The 26,899-nt window shown below is 37.7% G+C and carries 29 protein-coding genes and 1 riboswitch; of the genes, 28 read left to right on the forward strand and 1 reads right to left on the reverse strand.

Features of this window, described 5'->3' with window-relative positions; translation table 11 throughout:
* The first annotated feature begins 30 nt into the window (after positions 1-30).
* The 28 genes from guaA (at position 31) to MWH30_RS05045 (ending at position 25,848) form a co-directional block, all read left to right on the forward strand.
* On the forward strand, positions 31-1,578 hold the full coding sequence (gene guaA, locus MWH30_RS04915) for a glutamine-hydrolyzing GMP synthase (RefSeq protein ID WP_248662942.1): 1,548 nt from the start codon (positions 31-33) through the stop codon (positions 1,576-1,578).
* Between the two features lie 84 nt (positions 1,579-1,662).
* Positions 1,663-2,982 carry an NCS2 family permease gene (locus MWH30_RS04920; RefSeq protein WP_248662943.1) on the forward strand — a complete coding sequence of 440 codons (1,320 nt, stop codon included), beginning with the start codon at positions 1,663-1,665 and terminating at the stop codon, positions 2,980-2,982.
* A gap of 213 nt (positions 2,983-3,195) precedes the next feature.
* On the forward strand, positions 3,196-4,431 hold the full coding sequence (locus tag MWH30_RS04925) for a methyl-accepting chemotaxis protein (protein ID WP_248662944.1): 1,236 nt from the start codon (positions 3,196-3,198) through the stop codon (positions 4,429-4,431).
* Between the two features lie 71 nt (positions 4,432-4,502).
* A riboswitch (molybdenum cofactor riboswitch) is annotated at positions 4,503-4,623 on the forward strand.
* Between the two features lie 117 nt (positions 4,624-4,740).
* Positions 4,741-4,923, forward strand: coding sequence for a hypothetical protein (locus MWH30_RS04930; protein WP_248662945.1), 183 nt, complete (start codon positions 4,741-4,743; stop codon positions 4,921-4,923).
* Positions 4,924-4,949: 26 nt separating this feature from the next.
* Positions 4,950-6,170, forward strand: a complete 1,221-nt coding sequence (locus MWH30_RS04935) for a molybdopterin molybdotransferase MoeA (RefSeq protein ID WP_248662946.1) — start codon at positions 4,950-4,952, stop codon at positions 6,168-6,170.
* 484 nt (positions 6,171-6,654) lie between these two features.
* On the forward strand, positions 6,655-8,514 hold the full coding sequence (locus MWH30_RS04940; protein ID WP_248662947.1) for a molybdopterin biosynthesis protein: 1,860 nt from the start codon (positions 6,655-6,657) through the stop codon (positions 8,512-8,514).
* Positions 8,515-8,560: 46 nt separating this feature from the next.
* On the forward strand, positions 8,561-9,547 hold the full coding sequence (gene moaA, locus MWH30_RS04945) for a GTP 3',8-cyclase MoaA (protein WP_248662948.1): 987 nt from the start codon (positions 8,561-8,563) through the stop codon (positions 9,545-9,547).
* A gap of 3 nt (positions 9,548-9,550) precedes the next feature.
* A complete protein-coding gene (moaC, locus tag MWH30_RS04950; RefSeq protein ID WP_248662949.1) occupies positions 9,551-10,069 on the forward strand; it encodes a cyclic pyranopterin monophosphate synthase MoaC in 519 nt (172 codons plus the stop codon).
* On the forward strand, positions 10,062-10,505 hold the full coding sequence (locus tag MWH30_RS04955) for an MOSC domain-containing protein (RefSeq protein WP_248662950.1): 444 nt from the start codon (positions 10,062-10,064) through the stop codon (positions 10,503-10,505). Before moaC ends, MWH30_RS04955 begins: the two co-directional genes overlap by 8 nt.
* Complete coding sequence (locus MWH30_RS04960; protein ID WP_248662951.1) at positions 10,498-10,983, forward strand: MogA/MoaB family molybdenum cofactor biosynthesis protein; 486 nt, start codon at positions 10,498-10,500, stop codon at positions 10,981-10,983. The genes MWH30_RS04955 and MWH30_RS04960 overlap by 8 nt, the downstream gene beginning before the upstream one ends.
* Positions 10,984-11,077: 94 nt before the next feature.
* Positions 11,078-11,368 carry a YerC/YecD family TrpR-related protein gene (locus MWH30_RS04965; protein WP_248662952.1) on the forward strand — a complete coding sequence of 97 codons (291 nt, stop codon included), beginning with the start codon at positions 11,078-11,080 and terminating at the stop codon, positions 11,366-11,368.
* A 72-nt stretch (positions 11,369-11,440) separates the two neighbouring features.
* A complete protein-coding gene (locus MWH30_RS04970) occupies positions 11,441-12,694 on the forward strand; it encodes a TIGR00341 family protein (RefSeq protein ID WP_248662953.1) in 1,254 nt (417 codons plus the stop codon).
* Between the two features lie 119 nt (positions 12,695-12,813).
* Positions 12,814-13,743, forward strand: coding sequence for a cysteine synthase A (cysK, locus tag MWH30_RS04975; RefSeq protein WP_248662954.1), 930 nt, complete (start codon positions 12,814-12,816; stop codon positions 13,741-13,743).
* A gap of 156 nt (positions 13,744-13,899) precedes the next feature.
* Positions 13,900-15,219, forward strand: a complete 1,320-nt coding sequence (locus MWH30_RS04980; RefSeq protein ID WP_248662955.1) for a YeiH family protein — start codon at positions 13,900-13,902, stop codon at positions 15,217-15,219.
* 15 nt (positions 15,220-15,234) lie between these two features.
* Complete coding sequence (locus MWH30_RS04985; protein WP_248662956.1) at positions 15,235-15,399, forward strand: hypothetical protein; 165 nt, start codon at positions 15,235-15,237, stop codon at positions 15,397-15,399.
* Positions 15,400-16,168: 769 nt separating this feature from the next.
* Positions 16,169-16,390 carry a sulfur carrier protein ThiS gene (gene thiS, locus MWH30_RS04990; RefSeq protein WP_248662957.1) on the forward strand — a complete coding sequence of 74 codons (222 nt, stop codon included), beginning with the start codon at positions 16,169-16,171 and terminating at the stop codon, positions 16,388-16,390.
* On the forward strand, positions 16,377-17,180 hold the full coding sequence (locus MWH30_RS04995; protein ID WP_372494132.1) for a HesA/MoeB/ThiF family protein: 804 nt from the start codon (positions 16,377-16,379) through the stop codon (positions 17,178-17,180). Before thiS ends, MWH30_RS04995 begins: the two co-directional genes overlap by 14 nt.
* Complete coding sequence (locus MWH30_RS05000; RefSeq protein ID WP_248662959.1) at positions 17,177-17,596, forward strand: M67 family metallopeptidase; 420 nt, start codon at positions 17,177-17,179, stop codon at positions 17,594-17,596. Before MWH30_RS04995 ends, MWH30_RS05000 begins: the two co-directional genes overlap by 4 nt.
* Before the next feature lie 189 nt (positions 17,597-17,785).
* A complete protein-coding gene (locus MWH30_RS05005) occupies positions 17,786-20,119 on the forward strand; it encodes a ferredoxin-like domain-containing protein (protein WP_248662960.1) in 2,334 nt (777 codons plus the stop codon).
* A 164-nt stretch (positions 20,120-20,283) separates the two neighbouring features.
* Positions 20,284-20,667: an FMN-binding protein gene (locus MWH30_RS05010; protein WP_248662961.1), complete on the forward strand. Its 384-nt coding sequence runs from the start codon at positions 20,284-20,286 to the stop codon at positions 20,665-20,667.
* Positions 20,668-20,905: 238 nt separating this feature from the next.
* Positions 20,906-21,052, forward strand: coding sequence for a hypothetical protein (locus tag MWH30_RS05015; RefSeq protein WP_248662962.1), 147 nt, complete (start codon positions 20,906-20,908; stop codon positions 21,050-21,052).
* 218 nt (positions 21,053-21,270) lie between these two features.
* Positions 21,271-21,399 carry a hypothetical protein gene (locus MWH30_RS13815; protein WP_282706198.1) on the forward strand — a complete coding sequence of 43 codons (129 nt, stop codon included), beginning with the start codon at positions 21,271-21,273 and terminating at the stop codon, positions 21,397-21,399.
* A 47-nt stretch (positions 21,400-21,446) separates the two neighbouring features.
* Positions 21,447-21,614 carry an FMN-binding protein gene (locus MWH30_RS05020; protein ID WP_248662973.1) on the forward strand — a complete coding sequence of 56 codons (168 nt, stop codon included), beginning with the start codon at positions 21,447-21,449 and terminating at the stop codon, positions 21,612-21,614.
* Positions 21,615-21,840: 226 nt separating this feature from the next.
* Complete coding sequence (locus tag MWH30_RS05025; protein ID WP_248662963.1) at positions 21,841-22,584, forward strand: HesA/MoeB/ThiF family protein; 744 nt, start codon at positions 21,841-21,843, stop codon at positions 22,582-22,584.
* A gap of 74 nt (positions 22,585-22,658) precedes the next feature.
* Entirely contained in the window at positions 22,659-23,309 is a 651-nt protein-coding gene (locus MWH30_RS05030) for a flagellar brake protein (protein ID WP_248662964.1), read from the forward strand.
* 69 nt (positions 23,310-23,378) lie between these two features.
* On the forward strand, positions 23,379-23,639 hold the full coding sequence (locus MWH30_RS05035) for a hypothetical protein (RefSeq protein WP_248662965.1): 261 nt from the start codon (positions 23,379-23,381) through the stop codon (positions 23,637-23,639).
* A gap of 67 nt (positions 23,640-23,706) precedes the next feature.
* Positions 23,707-24,372, forward strand: coding sequence for a PrsW family intramembrane metalloprotease (locus MWH30_RS05040; RefSeq protein WP_248662966.1), 666 nt, complete (start codon positions 23,707-23,709; stop codon positions 24,370-24,372).
* Between the two features lie 78 nt (positions 24,373-24,450).
* The gene (locus tag MWH30_RS05045) at positions 24,451-25,848 is read left to right on the forward strand and encodes an NAD(P)/FAD-dependent oxidoreductase (protein WP_248662967.1); all 1,398 of its coding nucleotides are present in this window, start codon (positions 24,451-24,453) and stop codon (positions 25,846-25,848) included.
* Between the two features lie 2 nt (positions 25,849-25,850).
* Here the strand turns inward: MWH30_RS05045 and MWH30_RS05050 are convergent, their stop codons facing one another.
* The gene (locus MWH30_RS05050) at positions 25,851-26,351 is read right to left on the reverse strand and encodes a TlpA family protein disulfide reductase (protein ID WP_248662968.1); all 501 of its coding nucleotides are present in this window, start codon (positions 26,349-26,351) and stop codon (positions 25,851-25,853) included.
* Positions 26,352-26,899 lie beyond the last annotated feature (548 nt).

Raw genomic sequence — 26,899 nt, forward strand, 5'->3', positions numbered from 1 at the left:
TGTAAAAGTTGAATTTTAGGAGGTAAAAGGATGATTACAAAAAAAGAAGAGTTAATTTTAGTATTAGATTTTGGAGCTCAATACAGTAAATTAATTGCGCGTAGAGTGCGGGAAGCAAATGTCTATTCAGAATTAGTACCTTATAGCATTTCAATTGAGGAGATAAAAGAAAAGCAGCCGCAGGGGATTATTCTTTCTGGAGGGCCAGCTAGTGTTTATGGTGAGGAGGCTCCTCAGCTAGAGCCGGAGCTATTTGAGTTAGGGATTCCTATTTTAGGGATCTGTTATGGGATGCAGTTGATGAGTCATTTATTGCCTGGGGGAGAGGTGAAGCCAGCTCAGCAACGGGAATATGGTAAAGCTGAGTTGATTATAGATTCAGAGGAAAAACTGTTAGCGAAGTTAGGAGAAGAGTTACAGTGTTGGATGAGCCACGGCGATAAAGTAGTAGAAATCCCTGAAGGATTTGAAATTTTGGGACATACTGAAAATTCGCCGGCAGCAGCTATTGGTAATCCTGAACTCGACCTTTATGGAGTTCAGTTTCATCCTGAAGTAGGACATACTTCTTTTGGCAAGCAGCTTCTTGATAATTTCTTATTTGAAATATGTGCTTGTGAAGGTGGTTGGACGGCAGCTAGCTTTATTGAAGAACAGATAGCTGAAATTCGAGAGAAAGTAGGCAATAAGAAGGTAGTTTGTGGACTGTCGGGAGGAGTAGACTCTTCGGTAGCTGCTACTTTAGTACAGGAGGCTATCGGTGATCAATTAGTTTGTATTTTTGTAGACCATGGTTTATTGAGAAAGAATGAAGGAGCAGAGGTGCAGGAAACCTTTGCTGAGCAGTTTGAGATGAACTTGATTCATATAGAGGCTCAGGAGAGATTTTTTGCTAAGTTGGCCGGGGTTAGTGATCCGGAAGAGAAGCGGAAGATAATTGGTAATGAGTTTATTGAGGTTTTTGAAGAAGAGGCCAGTAAGTTAGGTGATGTGGAGTATTTAGTGCAAGGAACTATTTATTCTGATGTAATTGAGAGCGGAGCTAGCGATGATGCAGTTACTATTAAGAGCCATCATAATGTAGGGGGTTTGCCGGAGGAGATGGAGCTAGGCTTAATTGAGCCCTTGCGGGAGATATTTAAGGATGAGGTAAGGGAAGTAGGAGCTGAGTTAGGTTTGCCGGAAGAAGTAGTTTGGCGACAGCCTTTTCCGGGCCCGGGTCTAGGGATTAGAGTCTTAGGAGAGGTTACTCCGGAGAAAGTTAAGGTTCTACAGGCAGCCGATGCTATCTTTAGAGAAGAGATCAAAGAAGCCGGTTTAGGTCGAGAAATCTGGCAGTTTTTTGCGGTACTACCGCCAATGCGCAGTGTAGGAGTAATGGGCGATGAACGAACTTATAGTTATACAATTGCTTTAAGAGCCGTAAAAAGCAAAGATGCCATGACAGCCGACTGGGCTAAAATTCCTTTAGAGATATTAGAGAAGATTTCTACTAGAATTACCAATGAAGTCAAGGAAGTAAATAGAGTAGTTTATGATATTACTTCCAAACCACCAGCTACTATTGAATGGGAATAAGTTAATTTGTTTTCTTGATAAGCTACAATAAATATGTTATCATTTACACATATTTAAAATAATAAATCAAGGAGGAAATTTGACATGGACAAAGGAATATTGGAGAGAACATTCAAGTTAGAAGAACACGGAACTACAGTAAAAACTGAAGTAATTGCTGGCTTAACTACCTTTATGACTATGGCCTATATTATTATTGTTAATCCGATGATTTTGCAGGATGCAGGAATGCCTTTTGAAGCAGTAATGGCGGCTACAGTTATTTCTGCTGCCTTTGCTACGCTAATAATGGCTTTTTCTGCTAACTATCCCTTTGGACTGGCTCCGGGGATGGGCTTAAATGCTTTTTTTGCTTATACAGTTGTGATCGGAATGGGTTTAAGTTGGCAGGCGGCTTTAGCAGCAGTCTTTGTTTCCGGACTGATCTTTATTTTGATTACTGTGACTGGCTTAAGGACTATGATAGTCAATGCGATACCTACTTCTTTGAAGATGGCAGTTAGTGCTGGAATTGGTCTTTTTATAGCTCTGATCGGCTTGAAGAATGCAGAAATTATCGTAGCTGATGAGGGAACTCTAATTGCTTTAAATGAAAACTTAGGAGATCCGAATGTATTATTAGCTTTAATTGGATTACTTATTATGGGCATTTTAATGGCTAAAAAGGTTAAGGGCTCTATTTTAATCGGAATTATAATTACCACTATTATTGGGATTCCGATGGGAGTAGTTGAAATTCAGGAAGGATTTTCTCCCTTTAGCTTAACCGTTGATTTACAGACCTTTGGTGCTTTTACTGAGGGCATACCTGAATTATTTAACTTTGGCATGTTGAATATTATTATTGCTTTTACCTTTGTGGATTTATTCGACACTATTGGTACTTTAATTGGGACAGGAGCTCGAGCCGGAATGTTAGATGAAGATGGCAACTTACCTAAGGCGGGTCAGGCCTTAATGGCTGACTCTTTAGGAACTACCTTTGGTTCTATCCTGGGTACTAGTACGGTAACTACTTATGTGGAGAGTACGGCTGGAATAGTAGAAGGCGGGAGAACTGGTTTAACAGCAGTAGTAGTTGCTATTTTATTTCTGGCTTCCTTGTTGATATCTCCTTTAGTGCTTTTAGTTCCTGAAGCAGCTACGGCTCCAGCTTTAGTAGTTGTAGGTGTTTTGATGATGGGAGCAATTACCGATATAGACTTTGAGGACTTTACTGAAGCTTTTCCAGCCTTTATGACTATTGCCATGATGCCTTTTGCTTTCAGTATTGCCGAAGGGATTGCAGCTGGTTTAATTGCTTATCCTCTAGTGAAATTAGTAGCTGGCAAAGGGGATAAGGTTCATCCGTTGATTTATATTTTAGGTGTTTTATTTATACTTCGCTATGCATTCATGCTTTAAAGAAACTTGACTTGCTAAAGAATAATATTTTTTGAACTGGGAAGATATCACTTTTAAAGTGGTATCTTCTTTTTCTTTGATAGATTTGTTATGATTTCTTTTTAAATTTATTATAATCTTTTTTTAAGGGAGGAACTTTTAATCAGAGCACTAATAAGTATATAAATAGGATAAGAACAAATAGGATAAGAATTTTTAAAGGAGGAGTTATAGTTGAAGGCAAAATTAAAAGGTATAAATTTTGGTTTGAAATTTAAGTTTATAGTAGCGGTGGTGTTTTCACAGTTATTAAGCCCGGTAATTGCTAATTGGCTGAACGATTTAATTAATACTTATGTTTATCAGGGGGATTTTTCAGCCTGGATTGCTACAGTTATTAATCTATTTGTAGTTACAGCGGTGATTCTATTTTTAACTACTAAATTGATTATAGGGCCTTTGGAGAAGCTAATCGATTTAACTGATAAGTTAAGTAAGGGAGAGCTGGATGTTGAAACCTTAGAAATAAAGCGCAGCGATGAGATTGGTCAGCTGAAAAACTCTGTTAATGAGATGATGAAAAGTATGAATGAAATGTTAGTTGGAATCAATAATACTACTGAAAAAACGGATAAAATTAGTAAAGATTTAGCTAAAAGTTCGGCTGAAACTGGACAGATGGCAGAGCAGGCAGCAATGGCTATTCAAGAAGTAGCTGATAGCTCTGAGCGACAGGTAAGTTTAGTACAGGACTTGAATAATAGTATTCAAGTTGTGGGGGGGAAAGTAGAAAATGGTGAGCAGACTTCAATTACAGAGATTTCTCAATCGGCTGATGAAGGAAGGAAGACTTTAGATCAGACAGTAACTAAAATGGAAAAATTGAATCAGCATATTAACCAGTCTGCTGATACAGTAGCTCAGATGAATGAATTTACTCAAAAAATTGGAGAGTTTGTAAGTGTAATTACTGATATAGCTGAGCAGACTAATTTGCTAGCTTTAAATGCTAGTATTGAAGCGGCTAGAGCCGGGGAACACGGACAGGGCTTTGCAGTGGTAGCTGAAGAGATTAGAGAGTTAGCTGAAGAGTCTAATGAAGCAGCTAGCGATATTGTGGGCTTGGTTAAGGAGATGCGTAAGCAGTCAGCGGAGACAGTTGAGACTATGGAGTCCGGTCAAAGTCAGGCTAAAGAAGGATTGGAAGTTATTAATCAAGCTAGTCAGATGTTTAAGAGCATTGATGATAAGGTGAATAGTCTAGAAATAACTTTAGATGAGCTGGTGGACTTTACTGAAGAGATAGCTAGCTTTACGGAAGAAGTTTCAGCTTCGGCAGAGGAGGTTTCGGCTATTAGTGAAGAACAGTCAGCAGGAGCTCAAGAAAGTTCGGCTTTAGCTGATGAACTAGATGCTTTAGTAGCTGATTTGGCTAATTTAGTTGAACGTTTTGAGCTATATAATGAATAACCATTTGGTAGTATTAGTAAATTTGACAATATTATTAATGTTTTATATAATGAAAGATACATAATATCATTAAAATTCAATAATTCCGAGCTGGCAGTTCTACAGGTTTAGGCCCAGGGATTGTTAGCCGATAGGATTATGATGGAAACATTATGGTCTCCCAATGTGGAAAGGAATTGCCTGATATAGTTTTTAAGTGCTTCTTTCCAGAAGCACTTAATGTTTTCTGGCCCCCCTTTTCAGGGGGCTATTTTAATTATTGGTATAAATTTTGTTTTTAAGTTAATATCGAAAAAAGGGGGAATTAAAGTGGAGAAGGAGTTAAAGGAAAAGATTAAAGCAGAAATTAAAAAGCAGCTGGAAGATGGAGCCTTAGAGTGTGAGGTAGCTCAGCAGATTGCTGAGGATTTAGAGGTTGAAAATAAAGTAGTAGGTAAGCTTGCTAATCAGCTAGATGTTAAGCTGAAGAACTGTCAACTTGGCTGTTTTTAATAATTAAAGAAGAAGGAGTTATTGATATGGCTTTTTTTGAACTGATTACTCCGCTAAAGGCTAGGGAGATAATCAAGTCTAATATTAAATCTTTACAAAAGACAGAAGGAATAAAGGTTACAGAAGCCTTAGGGAGAGTAACTGCTGAAGATATTTTAGCTAGTGAAGATTTGCCGGCGTTTACTAAGTCGGTGATGGATGGGTATGCTTTGCGGGCTGAAGATAGCTTTGGAGCCAGTGAAGAAAAACCCAAGACATTAGAATTAGTAGGCGAAGTGGAAATGGGAGCTGAGCCGAAAGTGACAGTGGAGAGCGGACAGGCTGTGAAGATTCCCACCGGAGGAATGCTGCCTGCTGGTGCTGAGGGAGTAATTATGATTGAAGAGACGGCGCTTAAAGGAGATAAGTTGACTATTTATAATTCGATTTCTCCCGGAGAGAATATAGTAGCTCAAGGTAGTGATATTGAGACTGGACAGGTGGTATTGGCATCAGAGCATCGTTTGCGGGCCCAGGATATAGGAATGTTAGCTGGTTTAGGAATTGCTGAAGTCAGTGTTTATCGTCGCCCCAAGGTAGGAGTTATTTCTACTGGTAATGAACTTATCTCTTTAAATGAGGAGCGACACTTAGGTCAGACTAGAGATATCAATACCTACTCTCTATGCTCTTTAGTAGAGGAGTTAGGAGCTATTGCCGTTCCCGGAGGGATTATCGAAGATAATGAGGAAAGCTTAAAAGAGGCTGTAATTAATTTAGTTGATCAGGTAGACTTTATTGTAGTTTCGGGTGGTAGTTCAGTTGGAGTTAAGGATGTCACTTATACTGTTTTAAATGAACTAGGTGATAGTGAAGTTTTAATTCATGGGATCGCCATTAAGCCGGGCAAGCCTACCATTTTCAACTTAGTAGAAGGAGTGCCTGCTTATGGTTTGCCAGGACATCCAGTTTCGGCTATGGTAGTCTTTAAAAAGTTTGTAGCTCCTTATATCGAAGCAGTAATGGGGGGAGAGCAGGAAAAGAGACATATAGAGGCTGAATTTAGCCAGAACTTGAGTTCAGATCCCGGCCGAGAGGACTATATTAGGGTTAAATTAAAGAAGGAAGCTACAGGTTGGGTAGCTAAGCCGGTACAGGGAGAGTCTAGCTTAATGATGACTATGGTGGCTGCCGATGGACTAGTTAAAGTGCCTTGGAGTAAAGAGGGACTGGCGGCTGGGGAAGTAGTGAGAGTTGAGTTGTTTTAATCTATTTTTGTTTTCAGAGTAGATTTTAAAGCAATATTGGTATAAAGTTCAGTTGATAAAGGATAAATGATAGAGGATAGATAAAGTTCAAAGTCAAAACCAGTTTGACGCAGACTAAAATCTGACTAAGTTCTGACTAAACATTAAAACATAATTTCAAAAAATTATTTAAATGTTTTTATTAGTGTTAATTTATGTTCATTAGTGTTTTCAATGGATTTTAAAGATTTTTAAGGTCTAGTCAGATTTTAGTCAGAACTTAGTCACCCCAAGGGCACTTCCCAGAGTAATGACTAGCCAAAATAATGGCGTCGCTACGGGGCACTGTGTCAAATAGGTCTTGAACTTTATCTTTTGATCTTAATTTATCACCATTGGCACTAGCTCTGCGTCGCCTCTATCATCTATCATCTGTCCTCTGAAACATTAGAGCGATATAGCTTAATAAAGATGGTTCATTATTATGATTTGACGAGGTGAAAGTATGGGAAAGAGAAAGGTTTACTTAGATAAAGTACCTTTGAATGAAGCTCGACAGATAGTATTACAGCAGTTAGAGAGTAATTATGATCAATTAGCTACAGAAACAGTAGCTGTTGAGGAAGCTTTGGGTAGAGTTAATGCAGAAGCGATTTATGCTCAACAGTCTACCCCTCATTACTATGCTTCGGCTATGGATGGAGTAGCCGTTGATGTTGAAGTGACCTTTGGAGCTAGCTCTAGAAGTCCTAACAGACTGAAGGTAAATGAAGAGGTTTTTTATGTAGATACCGGAGAGCCGATTCCTGAAGGCTGTAATGGGGTAATTATGATTGAGGATGTAAATGAGCTCGATGAAGAGACTTTAGAGATTACTGAAGCTGCTACTCCAGGTCAGCATATTAGGCCGATTGGTGAAGATATTTTAGCGAGGGAGTTAGTTTTAACTGCTCGACAGGAATTGGGCCCGGCTGAAATCGGCAGTCTTTTGGCCGCTGGAGTTACTGAAGTGGAGGTCATTAAGCAGCCGGAGGTAGCAATCTTGCCTACTGGGACTGAGTTAATAGAGCCGGAGGAGAAGTTAGCTCCGGGTAAAATTGTGGAATATAATTCACGAGTGCTTAAGAGTCAGGTTAAACAGTGGGGCGGTCGTCCTATCAAGGCAGAAAAGGTAGTTGATGACTATCAGTTGATTAAACAACAGGTGGAGCAGTTGTGCTCTCAGCATGATTTAGTTTTGATTATTGCTGGTTCTTCGGCTGGAGCTGAGGACTATACAGCGCAGGTGATAGAGGACTTAGGAGAGCTGCTGTTTCACGGAGTGGCTATTAAACCTGCTAAACCGTTGATGGTCGGTTTAATTAAAGAGAAGCTGGTAATTGGAGTTCCCGGTTATCCCGTTTCTGCCTATTTAGGTAGCAGGCTTTTTGCACAGCCTTTAGTTACTGCTTTATCTGGATTAGCTGCTAATGAAAATCAAAGCTCTACAGTTAAGGCTAAATTAGTGCAGAACTTACTTTCTAAATTAGGACAAGAGGAGTTTGTACGAGTTAAGCTGGCTGAAATTGCTGGGGAGTTGAGAGCTCTTTCTTTAAAACGGGGAGCAGGGGTGATTAATTCGGTTGCTAAAGCGGATGGCTTTGCCAGAATTCCAGCTTTAAGCCAAGGATTAGAGGCTGGCGAAGAGGTAGAAGTAGAACTGATTAAGGAGAGTAAGTATCAACAGAATCTAATTGTTGCTGGTGAGCAGGGAGTAGTGGGACAGTGTTTAGAGAATCAGGCTAATAGGCTTGCTTTAGATGTTTATTTGCATAGTGCGGGCCCGGAGGCTGCTTTAGAATACTTAGGCTCTCAAGCTGCTAATCTAGCCTTATTAGCTCAAGTAGAAGGAGCCTCTTGCGCAGTTGAGGAGTATTATGCAGAGGCAACAGTGGTTGAGTTAGTAACTTCAAGTTTGGGTTTAGTAGTGGAAGCTGATAATCCGCAGGGGATTACTTCATTAGAAGACCTGCTTAGAAGTGATATTTCATTTATTAATCAAGCTGAAAGCAGCAGTAGTCGTCGTTTATTGGATAATAGACTACAGGAGTTGCAGATTGATAGTTCTTCAATAGAAGGTTATGCTCGTCAGGCTAGAAATGAACTGGAAGTGGTTAATTTAATTAAAGAAGGCTTAGTTCAGGTAGGTCTAGTAACTGCTGAAGCAGCTCAACTTTTAGCTTTGGACTTTATTCCTTTAGCAGAAGTGGACTATAAGTTAGTGATACCTGCTCAGGAAGAAGAAAGATTAACTAAGTTAAAGGAGCTTTTAATTAGTCAAGATTTAAAAGCTATCTTAGCTAATAGAGTTGGAGTTGGGACTTAGCTAGATGGGAGTTTATTTGCAGAACTTAGAAAGTAGGTGTTAATTAATGAAGGATGAAGTGGGGCGGCAGATAGATTATTTAAGGGTTTCGATTACTGATCGTTGTAATCTTCGCTGTTTTTATTGTATGCCTGAAGATGGAGTACAGACTAAGGACTGTCAAGAAATTTTACGCTACGAAGAGTTGTATAGAATAATTAAGGCAGCTACTGAACTGGGGATTGATAAAGTACGTTTAACCGGGGGAGAGCCTTTAGTGCGTAAAGGAGTGCTAGATTTTATTGAAAGGATTAAGGCTTTAGGAATTAAAGATCTATCTTTAACTACTAATGGTACTTTATTACCTAAGTATGCTGCTGATTTAAAGGCGGCTGGTTTGGATCGAGTTAATATTAGTTTAGATACCTTGCAGGCAGAAAAGTTTGCTGAAATTAGTCGAGCTAAGCTGCCCTTATCTCAGGTATTGTTGGGAATTAAGGAAGCTCGCTTAGCAGGTTTAGAGCCTCTAAAGTTGAATGTAGTTTTGATTAAAGGGATTAATGACGAGGAGATTGAGGATTTTGCTAAGTTGACTTATGATAATCAACTTAGTGTGCGTTTTATAGAGTTAATGCCTTTAGGGGAAAGCTATGATTGGGCCCAGGATAGATATATATCTATTTTTGAAATAAAAGAGCGCTTAAGAAAGTTAGCAGCTTTAAATCCGGTTAATAAGCCCCAAGGTAATGGCCCGGCTAAATACTATCGCTTAGCAGGAGCTAAAGGCAAATTAGGTTTTATTAGCTTTATTTCTGATCATTTTTGTAGTAACTGTAATCGAGTTAGATTAACGGCTGATGGCTTTGTAAAGCCTTGCTTGCATGCCGATAGTGAGCATAATTTAAAAGAAGTTTTGCGAACGGGAGCTAATGATGCTGAATTAAAGGAAGCTTTAGAGATGGCTATTCTGGCTAAACCGGAGCAAGGGTTAAGCCAAGAAGCTAAGACTAATTTAGAGCTCAATCAAAGGCAGATGTCACAGATAGGAGGTTAATTAATGTCTAAAAAAGATCAGCAGGAGTTTACTCATTTTAATGAAAAAGGACGGGCCAAAATGGTTGATGTGGGAGAAAAACCGGTTACTCACCGCCGAGCTGTAGCTGAAGCTAAGGTTTATACCAGTGCTGAAACTATTGCCAGAATTCAGGAACAACGGATTAAAAAGGGTGATGTATTAGGAGTAGCCCAAATAGCTGGGATAATGAATGCTAAACGAACTAGTGAAATTGTTCCTATGTGTCATCCTTTGAATATTACTAGTGTAGATTTAGATTTTAAGATTAATCAAGAGCAAAACTATATTCATATTGAAGCTGAAGTAGGAATTAGCTCGCAGACGGGAGTAGAGATGGAGGCTTTAACGGCTGTTTCCACGGCAGCTTTGACTATTTATGATATGTGTAAATCCGTAGATAAAGCTATGGAATTAGGGGAGATTAGATTGGTTAAAAAGAGTGGCGGACAGAGCGGTGACTTTATACGTGATTCCAAAGAAAGAGGTGTTGAAAATGGCTAAGGTATTTGCGGTATCGGTTAGTGAAAATAAAGGGGAGCAAAAAGAGAATGTAGAGCAGGTTACTTTACAAGAAGACCACGGGATAGTAGGTGATGCTCATGCTGACGATTGGCATCGACAGGTTAGTTTATTAGCTAAAGAGAGTATCCAGAAGATGAAGGAGCAGGGTTTGGATGTTTCGGCTGGTGATTTTGCTGAAAACTTAACTACTGAGGGGATAGATCTTTTAGAATTAGAGATAGGAGCTCGTTTTAAAGTGGGCCCGGAGGTAGTTTTAGAGCTAACCCAGATCGGCAAGGAATGTCACGACCGTTGTGCTATCTACTATCAAGCTGGAGACTGTGTAATGCCACGGGAGGGAGTGTTTGCTAAGGTGATCGAAGGTGGACAAATAAAGCCTGGCGATGCTATTGAGGTGATAGGTAGCGATGATTAAGGTAGGAGTTATTACTGCCAGCGATAGAGGAGCTAAAGGGGAACGTGAAGACAAGAGCGGCGAAGTGATTAAAGAATTAGTAGCGCAGATAGATGGTGAAATAGCAGCTTATCAGGTGGTGCCTGATGTGAAGCTAATAATTAAGTCCGAAATTTTAGCAATGGTCAGCCAAGGAGTAGACTTAATTTTGACTACTGGTGGTACTGGTTTAGGGCCTAGAGATGTAACTCCTGATGCTACTTTGGAAGTAATAGATAAGGAAGTGCCCGGTTTAGCTGAAGCGATGCGGATGGAGAGTTTAAAGGTTACTAATCGAGCTATGTTATCTCGAGCAGTAGCCGGAGTTGTTGAAGAGACTTTGATTGTTAATCTACCCGGTAGTCCTAAAGCTGTGTCAGAATGTCTAGAGGTTATTTTACCGGCCTTACCTCATGCAGTAGAGTTGCTTAAGGATGAAGTGGAAGACTGTGCTAGGTAGTTTAATTTACTTTAATGCTTTAAAGGACTAGAATTTCCTCTGCTAATCCTTTATAATAGATATAGATAGCAGTTTAAAGCAGGGGGTGTTTGCTGTGGATTCGAATTTACAGAATAAGTTTACTGAACAGTTTTTTAAAGCAGTTCTGTCTTTGGAATCCCTTGAAGAAGCTTATAAATTTTTTGAAGATGTCTGTACTATTAATGAAGTAAAGGCTTTAAGCCAACGTTTGGAGGTAGCTAGACTGCTTAATGAAGGTGCTACTTATGAAGAAATAGGTAAAGCTACTGGAGCTAGCACGGCTACTATTAGTAGAGTAAAGCGTTTTTTGAACTATGGAGCTGGAGGTTATCAATTAGTTTTTGATAAATTAGATGTGGATTAAAAAGCTATAAATTTCTCCCTAATTCAGTATACTAAGCTTGGACTTAGTATTTTTGCTTAGGGAGGTTTTTTTATGCAGGTAGTTCAAGCTACATTTAAGTCTGGCGAAGGAGAAGCAGCAGTAGAGTTATTAACTACTTTAGGTTTGGCTGAAGAGGAGTATAAATTAATATCTTCACCTACTGGGGACTTACTAATTATCAATTTGTTAGCTGGCAATAGTGATCGTATTTTAGATAATTTAAAGGAACATTTTAATTTTCAAGATAATGAAAACCGAAGTTTAGCTATTTTTACTCCTGAGACAGTGATTCCTCGGGATAAAGCTGAGGAGTCAAGAGAGAGCTTTAAAGCTAATCGAGAGTCCTTAGTAACCTATGCTCAAAATAACTCTCAACTTAATGATCATTTTATATTTCTGGCTGTTATGGCCGCTATCATTGCCTCTTTAGGTTTGATTCTTGATAATACGGCAGTAATAGTGGGTTCGATGATAATTGCTCCTGTTTTTGGCCCTATTGTGGCGATGGCTACGGGGATTGTTTTGGGGGATTTTAAACTAATAGCTAAGGGAGCTGTGGCTGAAACGGTAGTCCTATTGATTGGGGTTTTGATAGGCTTAGTAATGGGCTGGGTTGTTCCTAACGTGGCCGTTAATTCTGCTCTTAAGGTACGAATGTTTCCTACAGTAGCTGATTTATTTGTAGGTTTAGCTGCTGGAGGAGCTGGTGCCTACTCCTTAATTTCGGGAGTAAAGGCTCAGTTAGTGGGAGTAGTTATTGCTGCGGCCTTGATTCCGGTAATGGCTACTATCGGTATTGGTTTTGCTTTAAGTAATTTCACTATGGTTAAAGGAGCTGTGCTACTTTTATTAGGTAACTACTTAGCTTTAATGTTGGCTATTGTAACTATTTTTTATTTTAAAGGATTAAAGCCGCAGATTTGGTACAAGTTTAAAGCACAACGAGTAGTTAAAAAGAGCTTAGCTATAATTATAGTAGCAGTGATTTTTTTGACCTTACCTCTGTCTTGGTTAACTTATGAACGGATGATTCAGGAAAGACCTGAAGATATTGTCCGCCAGGTTTATCGAGAAACTGTGGGCGATGATTTGGAAAGTGATTTATTAGCTGTTAGAGCTAGCGGGATAGAGGTGGAGTTATTTATTTATACTCCTGAAGGAACCGATGAATACTTTTTTCGTTTATTGGAAGAGAGGATTAAGCAGCGTTTAGGAGAAGACTATATAGTGACTTTCGAGGTGATACCTACCAAAAGGTTTCAGCTACCTTTAAGTAAGGTGATTGACAAGGTGGGTTTTACTTAGCAATTAAGGCTTTAGCAACTGCTGGAGCCTAATTGACAGTAACTTTAATTCTTGATAAAATATAAAGACTATATAAATCAAGCGATTTACTAGGTGTTGATTACTGAGGAGGTAATAAAATGAGGAAGGTTGATGATGTAGCTGAATTGATTGGGGAGACTCCTTTGGTGAAGTTAAATCGACTAGTGGCTGAAGAAGGTGCTACTGTTTATCTGAAGCTAGAGTCTTATAATCCCGGAGGCAGTGTTAAGGATAGAATAGCTTTAAGCATGATTGAAGCGGCTGAAGCAGAAGGTGCTTTAGAGCCGGGAGGGACTATTGTAGAGCCTACTAGCGGTAATACTGGAGTGGGCTTGGCCTTTGTAGGAGCAGTTAAGGGTTATCAGGTACTGATTATCATGCCTGATACTATGAGTATAGAGCGGCGAAAGTTACTTAAGGCTTACGGAGCTGAGATTATATTAACACCTGGTGAAGAAGGAATGCTGGGAGCTATTGAGAAGGCCGAAGAGTTGGTCGCTGAAAATGAAGACTACTTTTTACCACAGCAGTTTATGAATCAGGCTAATCCGGAGATACATCGGCGTAGTACAGCTCAAGAGATTTTGGAAGCTAGCTCAGATAAATTAGCTGCTTTTGTAGCTGGAGTAGGAACTGGCGGAACTATTACTGGGGTAGGCGAAGTCTTAAAAGAAGAGATCGATGAGATAGAGATAGTGGCTGTGGAGCCAGCGGATTCGGCGGTGATTAGTGGAGAAAAACCGGGCCCGCACATGATTCAAGGGATTGGAGCTGGATTTATTCCTGATATATTAGAGGTAGAGGTTATAGATGAAGTAATAAAGATAGAGGCTAAAGAGGCTATGCAAGTAGCTAGAAGATTAGCAGTTGAAGAAGGAATTTTAGCTGGGATTTCCACTGGAGCAGCAACGGCAGCAGCTATTAGGGTAGCTCAAAGATTGACAACTGAACAGGAGGTTGTAGCTATTGCCCCTGATACTGGCGAGAGATATTTAAGTACTACTCTTTTTAAAAGAAAAGAAGATTAAGGATTAAGATAAGTCGGATTAAGAGTCCGGCTTATTTTTTTGATTAATCCCTAGTAAACCTATTGACATTACATAGATAACATGATAAAGTCTATACATAGCCAAAAAAGACATAAAAACATATAAGAATACTATACATTAATAGGGGGGATTAAGATGGATGGACTTAGTTTGAAAGAAGAGGTTAGTTGGTCATCGTTATTTAAGAAGGAAGATTGGTGGACTGTTTGGCTAGGTTTTTTGTTGATAGTTGGTGCGCTTAGTGGATTTTTAGGAAAGCCTGTGTTGCCTCAGAGTTGGGGAGAAGAAGGAGCTAACATATTAGCTGCCATTCCCGCAGGAAGTATCCCGGGAATTCTGGCTACAGGATTAATCTGTTTAGTTCTCTGCTCTGTAGCTGTTTTATTTGCAAATCGGGAAGAGTTAAAAGGATTTGTAATTGGTTTTCCAGTTATTTTTGCTTTATCTATTGTAGCATACGTAATAGGTAATTATTCACCTTGGAGGTATTATGGTTTTAATGATGTTATCTGGGCCCTAGTAATAGGCCTATTTATTAGTAATGTAATTAAGACACCAGAGTTTTTAAAGAAAGCTATTCGGCCTGGCTTATATATTAAAACTGGTTTAGTACTTTTAGGGGCTTCAATTCTTTTTAATCGAATGTTAACTTTAGGTTTGATGGGGTTAGGTGTAGCTTGGGTAGTAACTCCACTAGTACTTATTAGTATGTATTGGTTTTCGCAAAAAGTACTTAAAATGCAAGATAGTAGAGGTTTAGCAATTACCATTGCTACAGCTACTTCAGTCTGTGGTGTTTCAGCAGCTATTGCTTCAGGAGCTGCCGCTAAAGCAAAGAAAGAAGAGATTACTTTAGCTATTTCCGTTACTTTGATCTTTACGATCATAATGATGTTAGCAATGCCAGCTTTAGTAGGTTTTTTAGGAATGGATGCTGCTATTGGTGGAGCCTGGCTAGGGGGAACTATTGATGCTACTGGAGCAGTAGTTGCTTCTTCAGCAGTTTTAGGTAATGAAGCAATGGAAGTAGCTTCAGTGATTAAGATGGTACAGAATATTTTAATTGGGATTATTGCTTTTGCAATAGCCATCTTTTGGGTAACAAACTATGAAGGAAAATCAGCTTCAGAGTCGGAGGTAGGAATTAAAGAGATCTGGATTAGGTTACCTAAATTTATTATCGGTTTTGTAGTTGCTTCGCTTATCTTTTCTTTTGTTTTACCTGAAGCGGTAGTGGATGCTAACTTACCAGTGGTTAATAGTTTTAGAGGGTTTTTCTTTACTTTAGCCTTTATTAGTATTGGTTTAAAGTCTAACTTTAAGGAGATGGCTAAATTAGTGAGAGGTGGAAAGGTAGTTCTACTTTACTTGATCGGTCAAACTTTGAATATAGTTTTGACCTTGATTGCTGCCTATGTATTTTTCAGCGGTACTTTCTTTACCTTACCATTCTAAGGGCAGGTGAGAAAAATGAAATTTATTAAAAAAAGCTTAATACTGATGGTGGTGATTGGAATTTTGATCGTGGTGGGATTGGATTTGGGAAATTTACGGGGGCAGTCCAGTGGAGCGGGTGATATTTGGTGGACTGAGGTTCCGGAGATTAGCGAGAGTTATCAACGATTAAATAAATAATTTAGTGTTTAACTTTATTGTTATAAAATTCAGTTGATAAAGGACAGAGGATAGAGGATAGATAAAGTTCAAAAGATTTAAATCTATTGGACACAGACTAAAATCTGACTAAGTTCTGACTAAATATTAAAAGATTAGTTTTGCTATTAGAATATTGGTATATTGTTTTATTGGTGTAGGGGGCCAAATGGATGTTTCCAAAGTAATGATTAGCTTCGCGTCAACGCTGGAAAAGTTTATTTTAGTATTTCTAAGACTCATCTCCACTCAAATAAAAGTAAGTGAATTTTAATTAGAAAAATTTACTAAACCAGCTTTTATTTAAGCTCCGATTCGTCAAGAAGCACTAAAAAATAAACTTTAATATTGCTTATAAACCCCCATTTGGCCGCGCTGATAACGAAATTGATTTTTCACGATAACATAATCCCCCAGGGGGTGTTTAGTAGCGGAGATCTAGCTTTTTTCGTCGTTTTTACTAAAAGACTTCAAAAAAGCTCAAGCAGATTATGATAACTATAGTCTCTATAAATATACAAGGAGAGAAAAAAGATCTGGATGTTCGACACGAAGTTAGCCACTACTTTGCAAACACCCCTGGGGGTACCCAGACCTCGTGAAAGCTTAACAATAGATCAATATTAACTTTTTAGAATTTGAACTTTATTTCTTGATCTTAATTTATCCTCTATCATTTATCCTCTGAAACAATAGAACGATATTATTTAAAAAATAAAACTTTAATAGAACTCAAAGGAGGACTTAAATAATGAAAATACAAGTTAATGGCAAAAAGGTTGAATATGAGAATGAATTGACTGTTAAGGAATTATTAAAAGAAGAAGATGTAGATATGCCGGAGATGGTATCAGTAGAGTTAAACGGAGAAATTTTAGCTAAAGATAAATTTGATAGTCAGTTGATCAAAGATGGAGATCAAGTCGAGTTTTTATATTTTATGGGCGGTGGCAGCAATGATGGACTTCACTGAAGAACAGTTAGAAAGATATTCTAGACACATTATTCTGCAAGAGGTAGGAGTAGAAGGACAACAGAAACTATTGGAGTCTTCAGTATTAATAATTGGTGCTGGTGGCTTGGGAACTCCGGCTGCTCAGTTTTTAGCTGCTGCTGGAGTAGGTAAAATCGGTTTAGTTGATGCTGATCAAGTTGAACTTTCTAATCTACAGCGTCAAGTTTTGCATCATACTCCTGATGTGGGTCGTTTAAAAGTAGAGTCGGCTAAAAATAAGATAAACTCTATGAATCCTGATGTAGAGGTGAAAACTTATCGCGACTATCTCTATTCCGGGAATATTAAAGAAGTTATTAGAGAATATGACTTTATAATTGATGGTACTGATAATTTTCCGGCTAAGTTTTTAATCAATGATGCAGCAGTAATGGAGGACAAGCCTTTTTCTCACGCTGGGATAATTAAGTTTACCGGGCAGACTATGACTGTTGTGCCTAGCGAAGATACTCCTTGTTATCGTTGTGTTTTTATCGACCCACCTCCTCCTGGAGCAGTTCCTTCTTGCAAAGAGGCCGGGGTGCTAGGAGTATTAGCTGGAGTTGTGGGTGCTTTACAAGCAACTGAGGCTATTAAGTATCTACTTGATAAAGGCGATTTATTGACTGGTAATTTACTAAATTACGATGCTTTGAGTATGGACTTTAGGAAAATAGAGGTTAAGAAAAATCCAGACTGTGGAGTTTGTGGTGAAGATCCGGAAATTACAGAACTAATAGACTATGAACAGGGAGCTTGTGAGCTATGATTATTAATTTAGCAAAATCTTCATATGAAAAGTTGGTAGAGGATGCAAAAGAGAGATTTCCTAAGGAGGCTTGTGGTTTAGTAGCCGGGACTAAAGAGGAGAAGGTAGTTGAAGTTAAAGAGGTTGTGCCAATGACTAATCTTGATGATTCGGCGGAGCATTTTACTTTAGATCCTCAAGAGCAGTTTAAGGTGGCTAAGGAGATTAGAAAACAAGGTTATGAACTGTTAGGAAACTATCATTCTCATCCTTTTACTCCGGCTCGACCTTCGGCTGAAGATAAGAAATTAGCTTATAATGAGGAACTGATCTATTTTATTATCTCCTTAGCTGAATCAGAACCTATCTTAAAGGCTTTTAAAATTGAGGAGCAAGAGTTAGTATCGGAATTGGAGTTGCAGATTGAAAATAATTAGCTATAGATTAGCGATTTAAGAAACCTGCTTGAAACCACGAATGAGCTCGAATTGACACGAATAAAAAAAGTTTAATACAGATTAAGACCTAACTAAAATCTAATTTATTTGTGCTCATTAGTGTTGATTCGTGGTTATAATAATTTTTTAAAAGTTTTAAACTTGGGAAATGAAGAAAGGAGAAATAATATGAATAATCAACCAGTATTTGAAATTCCGGAAACTGTTAAGGAAGATACAGAGAAGTATGAAGGAGAAGTAGAACGTTTTTTGGCTGGAGAAATTGATGCAGTTAGATTTAAATCTTATCGAGTGCCTATGGGAGTTTATAGTCAACGCGGAGCAGCAGAAAAAAAGTATATGGTGCGAGTTAGAGCTCCCGGAGGAGTTATCACTAAAGAACAGCTGGAAGTCTTGAATGAGTTAGCTGCGGAATATGGAAGTGGTTATTTACACTTTACTACTAGGCAGGATGTGCAGATTCACGCAGTGGAGATGGAGGATACTCCGGAGATATTGAATAAGCTTCTAGAAGTAGGCTTGAGTCCTAGAGGTGGGGGTGGTAATACTGTCAGGAATGTAGCTAATGCTTCTCGAGCTGGGGTTAATCCAGAGGAAGTTTTCGATACAACTCCCCATGCTTTGGCTTTAACTGAGTATTTAATTAAGAGCAGATCCTCTTTTAATTTACCGCGTAAGTATAAGATAGCTTTTTCATCTACTGCTGCTGATGAAGGCTTGGCTACGGTTAATGATTTAGGATTTATTGCTAAGGAAGTAGATGGTGAGCGAGGTTTTAAGGTCTATGCTGCTGGCGGAATGGGTAACGGGGCTGCTGTAGCTATTCTTTTAGAAGAGTTTATACTAGAAGAAGAAATTTTCCATGTAGCTGAAGCAATTAAAAGATTTTTTGATGATTATGGTGACCGCAGTAATAAGCATCGGGCCCGACTACGCTTTGTCAGAAAACGCTTAGGTGAAGAAGAGTTTATTGCTAAATATCAGCAGTATTTAGCAGAGGTATTAGAGGAAGGGATTGAGACTGAAGAGATAAAGTATTTCCAAATAGAAAGAGAGGAAGTAGTTGAGCCTGAAGAAGTGAATTTAAGTGCTGATTATATCTATCCTGAGAAAGAAATAGGATATTATTCAGTGGAGTTAAGACCTGAAAATGGCGATTTTAAATACGCTGAATTTAAGGAGTTGTTGGCTAAACTGCCAGATAATATTTCTTATAGGACTACTAATAGACAGAGTCTTTTATTGCGCGGGATTAAAGATCAGCAATTGGAAAGCTTAATTGGGGAGATAAAAGGTGTTAATGGAGAATTTTTGGCTGCCAATGTGGCTACTACCCCTATAGCCTGTAAAGGAGCTTCTACTTGTAACTTAGGTCTGTGCTTATCTCCTAATTTAGCTAGTGAGATCCGTAAGGAGTTAAGTGCTTTAGCTGCTGAGAAAGAAGCTGCGCTTCCGCAGATTTACATTAGTGGTTGTCCTAACTGCTGTGGACAGCATATTATCGGTAAGATCGGCTTTGAAGGTAGAGCTAAGCGAGTTGATGGTAAATTAGTTCCTCATTATGCTTTATTATTAGGAGGCAGAGTAGCGGAAGATAAGAGTCGCTATGGTGAAAAGTTAATAGATCTTCCAGCGCGAAGAATTCCTAAATTTTTAGTAGCTTTAGCTGAACAGTTAGCTGAAGATGAAAGTTATGAGCCGACTAAGTTCAATCAGTATTTGGAAGAGCAGGGTTTAGATAGGATAGAAGCTCTAGCTAAGGAGTTTACTGATATTCCAGCCTATGCTGAAGAGCCGGAGATTTATCGTGACTGGGGTCAAGAAGAAGACTTCTCTTTAGCTGGTAGAGGAGCGGGTGAATGTGGAGCTGGAGTGATGGATATTATTGAGTTAGATCTGAATACGGCTCGAGACAATTATCAAGAGGCAATTGAAGATGAAGCTGATGACTTACTTTATCAAGCTATAGTTAATGCTGCGCGGGCCCTATTAATTATTAAAGGAATAGATACGCAGAAGGATAGAGTGATTATTGAGGAGTTTAAAGCAGAATTCATTGATAGCGGATTGGTTGCTGAAGAAAATAGAGAGCTTTTAAACAGTGCTTTAGACTATCAGCTAGGCGATGTAGATAATTTATTAACTTGGCAGGATCAAGTTGAAAAGCTAATTGAGAGAGTAGAAAAACTATTTTCTTCCTTAAATTCTAAATTGGAATTTGATCTACCCGAGGAAGAGTTAAAGGCAGGGAAATCTGTGAAAGATGAAGTAGCAGAATCAACTGATGTGGCTGACTTAAGAGGAGTGGAGTGTCCGATGAACTTTGTTAAGGCAAAGGTAGCAATTGCTCCTTTGGAATCAGGGGCTAGCTTAGAAATTTATTTAGATGAAGGAGAGCCCATAGCTAATGTCCCTCAGAGTTTAGCTGAAGAAGGACATCAGATTTTATCTAAAGAGCAGACTGAAGAGGGTTATTATATTCTCAAAGTAGAAAAGGCTTAAGGGAAGGTGAAAATTAATGCGCTTTTCTACTCAACTAGTTAATTTAAATATCGATAATGATTATGGAGCTACTAATACTCCTATTCATTTATTAAGCATTGTTTTTTAAGAAGGTATGTGTTAAAATTTAAATAATGTCTATATGCAGAAAGGAGGGATAATTTATGAAGAAAAAAATAGCTATAGTAGCGGTTATAGCTCTATTTGCCTTCGTTTTAGTTGGTTGTGGCGGTGCAGAAGAGGCAAGTGAAGAAGCAGTAGATACAACTGAGGAAGCAGTAGAGCAAGTTGATATTTATACCGGAATTGGCGAAGGCCATGAAGGGGATATTGAAGTTGAGGTAGAAATTGATGGTGATGAAATCTTAGAGGTTAGAGTTATTGATCATCAAGAGACTGAGGGTATTGCTGATCCAGCCATTGAAGAGCTTCCAAGTGCTATTGTAGATGCTCAATCTACAGATGTTGATACAGTTAGTGGAGCAACAAAGACTAGCGAAGCAATTATAGAAGCAGTTAATGAGGCTTTAGTTGAGGCGGGTATCTAACCGATATAAGTAATACTTATAGTTTGAATTTAATATTTAAATTTAAATATTAAATTTAGGAATAAAGCCAATGTATCCTTGATAAATAAGGATACATTGGCTTTTATGATTTTTTATTTAAAGAGGTTAGGGGAATAAGTCTTTTTATTAATTTTGATAATATTCAGAATATTCTTTGAATTACGCTGGATATTATGTTAATATAGAAATAACAAGCATAAGAAAGGAGGGGAAAGCATTGAAAAAAAAGATAGCCTTAGTGATGATTATTTCTTTGCTTGCTGTTGCTTTAGTAGCTTGTGGAGAGCCAATTGAAGATGCCCCTGAAGCGCCGGAAGAAGAAGTCGAAGAGGATGTAATTATTGATCCAAGCGAAGAAGAATAAAGCCTAATAAAAGTTGAAGTAACTAGTGACTGATTACAGACTGCGAAAGAATTAAGAAAACTTTTTTTGAAATAATAGAAAGGTCAGTGTACTCTTATAAACAGAGCATACTGACCTTTTGCTTTTTTGTTAAAATATATGATTCAACTGATAATTGGAATAAACAATAAAGATATTGTTATTATAATAATAGTATAATATAGAAAGGGTTGTATAAAATGAAGCGGATAGCACTAGTAATAGTAATTGCTTTGTTAGCTATAGCTTTAGTTGCTTGTAATGGACCAGCAGATCAACCAGATGGAGAGCTAAGAGGCGATACTTATACAGGAATGGAGGTGAGATAGAGGTTGAGATAGTAGTTGCTGATGGTGAAATTTTAGATGTTGATATTATTGATCATCAAGAGACTGCTGGGATAGCTGATCCTGCTTTAGAGGAGATTCCAGTTGAGATTGTGGAGGCTCAATCAACTGAAGTTGATGTAGTTAGTGGTGCTACAAGGACTAGCGAAGGTATTATAGAAGCTGTTGACGAGACCTTAATAGAAGCAGGTCTATAAAAGAAATATTTTCTCGTATTTAAGGAGCTCAAAAAATTGAGCTCCTAATTTTATTAAACAGTTAATTTAAAAAGAAATAATTGAGATTTTTAAGAATATTATAAAATAAAGAGAAAGTTAAAGTTTTTCTCATTGAAGCAGGAGTTTAATTGGGAGTTAAAGAATTTATTAACTATGGAAAGTAAATTTTACTTATTGAAAAACAAGTACTAAAGGTGGTTAAATGATGTCTAAATTAAGCTCTAAAGAAATAGAAAGATATAGCAAGCAGTTGAGTTTGCCTGAAATCGGGGAATTAGGTCAGCAAAAGTTAAAAAATTCTAGTGTATTAATAGTAGGAGCTGGTGGTTTAGCTTCCCCGGTAAGTTATTATTTAGCAGCAGCTGGAGTAGGCAAGCTAGGAATAATTGATGCTGATAAAGTAGAGCTTAGTAATTTACAGCGGCAGATACTACATCGAACTGCTGATTTGGATAGGCTTAAGGTTGAGTCGGCTCGCGATAGTTTGGAGGCTTTGAATTCTAATCTAGAGATAAGTACATATCAAGATTTTTTAGACTTTGAATTAGCCAAGAAATTATTTAGGGAGTATGATTTAGTAGTGGATTGTGTAGATAATTTTGCTACTAGGTATTTAGTTAATGATGCTGCTGTAGAAACAAATACTCCTCTAATTGAGGCGGGAGTGGCTGCTTTTGAAGGACAGTTGATGTTGATTGATCCTCCGCAAGGGCCCTGTTATCGTTGTATTTTTCCTGAGCAAAGCACCACTGATTCTCCTGAACGAGGTTTGCTAGGGGTTATTCCCGGTACTATTGGGACTCTGCAGGCTACTGAAGCAATTAAGTATTTGTTAGGATTAGGAAGACTGTTATTAGGTAGACTATTGGTTTATGATGGGCTAGAGCTTAGTTTTCGTGAAGTAGAGATTAAGAGAAATTCTAGTTGTTCAGTTTGTGGAGATAAATGATATTAATTGAATAACTGGTTAAGACATGATAAAATACTGATAAATTACAATAAGTTAAAAGGTGTTGTTAGCTTATGCATACTTCTCAATTTGTTAATAAAAGAGTAAAGCTTAGAGAACCGGATGTTGATTTTACCGATCTGTCTGCTGCTATTAAAGGGCAGGTTACAGAAAAGGAAGATGATGAATTATCGATAAAATTAAAGAAAGAGTTAGATTCAGGTATTAAAGATGTTATTCAGGTTATTTATGTAAATAATGCTAAGGGGATACATTATTTTAATGGCCGAATTACTACTATTGGTGGGGATAGAAAGTTAATTAAAGTACGGTGCCCAGAAAAAGCCCAAAAACATCAGCGTCGCCAAGCTGTTAGAGTTAAGTATAAAACAGAAGTGGAGTTTAGTCCGGTTAGCTATCAAGGAAAGAACTTAACCCACTTAGAAGATAAAAAAGGTACTGGGCAGATGATTGATATTAGTGCTGGAGGTATCTGTTTTAGTTCAGATATTAAGCTATTAAAAGATTTAGTAGTGGAGCTTTCCTTTAATTTGGAAGAAGAACCTTATCAAGTTTTAGGAGAGATAGTGCGAATTATCGAAACTGAAGAGGGTTATGAGATGGGGGTTAAATTTCATCATAATTTAAAGAGTGTAGAAAACAATATTTCTAACTTTGTTTTACAGCAGCAACTACGTAATCGAAGACAAAAAGCAGGTAATTAATTTAAAGAATATTAGAGCTCACTCTGGATATACTAAGGATTAAAGCGGAGAAAGAAGGAGTGCTTGCTAATGAGAGTTAAATTGGAAATTAATGAAGCTGAAAGAACAAAATCTGCTTTAGATGTGATAGTTAGGGAAAATATGACTATCGGGAGTTTAAAAGAAAAAATGGAGCTACCTGAAAGATATACAGCTCAAATTATGGTAAACGGGATTGAAAGGTCTGAGTACTATTCTTTAGATAGTGGTGATCGAATAGTTTTTGAGTCTAAAACAAGTTATGAGCAGCCAGAAAAAGATAATTCTAATTTAAGGTCTGAAATAGAATAGATAAGTTAATTCAACGGCAGTAATGCCGTTTTTATTTTTTAGTAACTAATGAAAGGAGCAGTAGTTAATGAGAGTTTTAACCCTATTAATAGTTTCTATTCTGCCAGGGCTTTTATGGATTTATTTTTTTTATCGTCAAGATAAATATGAAGCAGAGCCCTTTACTTTAATTCTTAAGACTTTTTTCTTAGGTGCTGTAACTGTAATTCCGGCAGGTCTAATTGAGCTTCCTTTTTCTGATTTAATTGCTACTACTGATAATTTGTTAATACTGTTGATACTGTCTATTTTCGTAATTGGATTAGTAGAAGAAGTCTTAAAAATTGGAGTTGTTTACCTGTTTATTTATCCTTTATCAGAATTTAATGAAGTGATGGACGGAGTTATTTATGGAATTAGTGCTGGTTTAGGTTTTGCGGCTATAGAAAATCTATTTTATACTATCATCTTCGGCTATCAAGTAGGAGTCATGCGTGCTTTTGTAACTACTGTAGTTCATGCCTCTTTTTCTGGAATAGCTGGCTATTATCTAGGTTTGGCTAAAAAAACTGGAGAAAGAAGGCTAATTATTATTGGTTTAATTCAGGTTGTTTTATTACACGGAATATATGATTTTTTGATAATTAGTGACCTGTTACCTAGTGCAGCTATTTTAGGTTTAGTAATTGCTTTTTATCTCTATTTAGCTAAATTGATTAGACAAGCCCAGGAGTTATCTCCTTTTAAGCCTTAAACAGTGAGCAGGACTTTTCTTTAGGGTGAAGAATATTAGTTAAGAAAGTCAATTAGCCTTTAAAGGAGGGCAAGTTCGATGGGGAGCTTGAAAAGTAATTACGATTTAGTTATCGTGGGAGCAGGGCCCGCAGGAATCTTCACCGCTTTAGAGTTAGTTAACAGTAATTCAGATTTTGAAGTTTTAATTTTGGAAAAAGGTCGCGGTCTAGACGATAGGAGCTGTCCTGCTAAAGAAAAAGAGATTAGCTGCATTTCTTGTAATAACTGTTCAGTAGTCTGTGGTTGGGGAGGAGCAGGAGCTTTTAGCGATGGAAAATTGACTCTTTCTACTGAAGTAGGAGGTAACTTAGCTGAGTATATCGGTCAAGAGAGTCTAGCTGAATTAGTCGATTATGTAGATCAGCAGTATTTGGAGTTTGGAGCCCCGGAAAAGGTCTATGGAGCTTCTGCTGAGGAGATAGATGAGATTGACTATCAAGCTACTCAAGCTGAATTAAAGTTTATACCGACTCGAATCAGACATTTAGGAACAGGTTATAGTAAAGAAGTTTTACTAAGTATAAAAGAACATCTTGTAGCTAAAGGAGTAGAGATCAAGCTAGCTACAGAGGTTAGTGAGATTATGGCTACTTCAAATAAAGTAACGGGAGTTAGATTAGCTGATGGCGAAGAGATATATGCTAAAATGGTAGTAGTTAGTCCAGGTAGAGAGAATTCAGAGTGGTTGAGTAAAGAGGCTAAGAAGTTGGAGATTGAGACAGCTATTAATCCGGTGGATATTGGGGTTAGGGTGGAAGTTCCAGCAGCTATCTTGCGAGATTTAAGCGAAACGGTTTATGAGTCTAAGTTCATCTACCAAACTCCTACTTTTGATGATAAGGTGCGAACCTTTTGTATGTGCCCTCAGGGAGAAGTGGTAAATGAGAATAATAGTGGTTTGATTACCGTTAATGGACATAGTCATGCGGAGATAAAAACTGAAAATACTAACTTTGCCTTGTTAGTTAGTAAAACATTTACCGAGCCTTTTAAAGAACCGATTACTTACGGCAGGGATATTGCTCAACTAGCTAATCTTTTAGGGGGAGGAGTTTTAGTACAGCGTTTGGGTGATTTCTTAAATGGTCAACGTTCTACTGAAAGCAGGATTCAACGAGGACTGGTAGAGCCTACTTTAAAAGAGGCTACTCCCGGTGATTTGAGTTTAGTTTTACCTTATCGCCATCTAACAGCTATTGTGGAGATGTTAGAAGCTCTGGATAAGGTGGCCCCGGGCATTTACTCTCGCCATACTCTGTTATATGGAGTAGAGGTTAAGTTTTATTCTTCGCGCTTGCAGGTAGATAAAAATTTAGAAACTAAAGTAGAAGGTCTATATGTAGCTGGTGATGGAGCCGGAATTACCCGAGGGTTAGTACAGGCTTCAGCTTCCGGAGTGGTGATAGCTAGAGATATTTTGCAGAGGCTTTCTTAAAGCTAATTTAGAGAGGTTATAATTTTTTCGAGCTTGTTTGGGTTTGTAATTCCTGTTTTTTTGTAAACAATTTTTCCTTGGCTGTTGATTGCTAGGAGAGTAGGAATTGTATCTATTGCTAAGTTTGTTGCTAAGCGGGCTTTGCTGTCGATAAAAAGAGGGTAATTCAGCTCATATTTTTCTTTTATTTTTGTTAACTTGTCTTCTTTAATATCACCTAGGGCTATAGCTAATACTTCTGTTTGGTCTTGGGTGTTGCTTACTTCAACTAGGTTTTTTAATTGTTGTTGGGAACTAGGTGATTGAGGCAAAAAAAGTAGGATAATGCTGGACGGTGTTAATTCTTCTGTTAACTCTATTTCTTGATTTTGAGTATTGATTAGAGTGGTAGGGGGTATTTCGAGCTCTCGAGTTGCCTGAGAGTTATTAAAGACATTAGTAAAATTGAGGCCAAAGCCAATTAAAAAGGCTATTATAAATAAGCGGATAAGTAGTTTTTTCATTTTGGATTCTCCTTATAAAGTTCAAAACCTTAAAACCTGTTTGACGCTGACTAGGTTCTGACAAAAATCTGACAAAACATTAGAACCTTTAAGATTTATTAGAACCACGCATTCTGAATCTATGCTTGCGACGTTTGTACTTTAACTAGTCATTACTCTGGAACTTTAGCCAGTCATTTAAATAATTTTTTTGAATTTATGCTTTAATGTCTAGTCAGAACTTAATCAGATTTTAGTCAGCGTCTAATTGCCTTTGAACTTTATTTCTTGATCTTAATCTATTCTTTGTTATTTATCATCTATTCTCTGAAATAATAGAACGATACTTTTTCATTTTAGAATTTAAGCTCTTTGCTAATATTTATGTTGATAAGTTAAAAGTTATAACTAAGGTTGTTAAAGCTAATAAAATTTAATTATTAGCACAGTTTTAATTTTGATTAGGCTGATGAATTAGGAGTTTGTAACAGCTGTTAAAATACTAACAAAAACTATATAAAAGTTATAAAAACGCTTGAAGATCTATCTATATTTTGATATACTATAGA

Source organism: Fuchsiella alkaliacetigena (genome assembly GCF_023227765.1).
GTDB lineage: Bacteria > Bacillota > Halanaerobiia > Halobacteroidales > Acetohalobiaceae > Fuchsiella > Fuchsiella alkaliacetigena.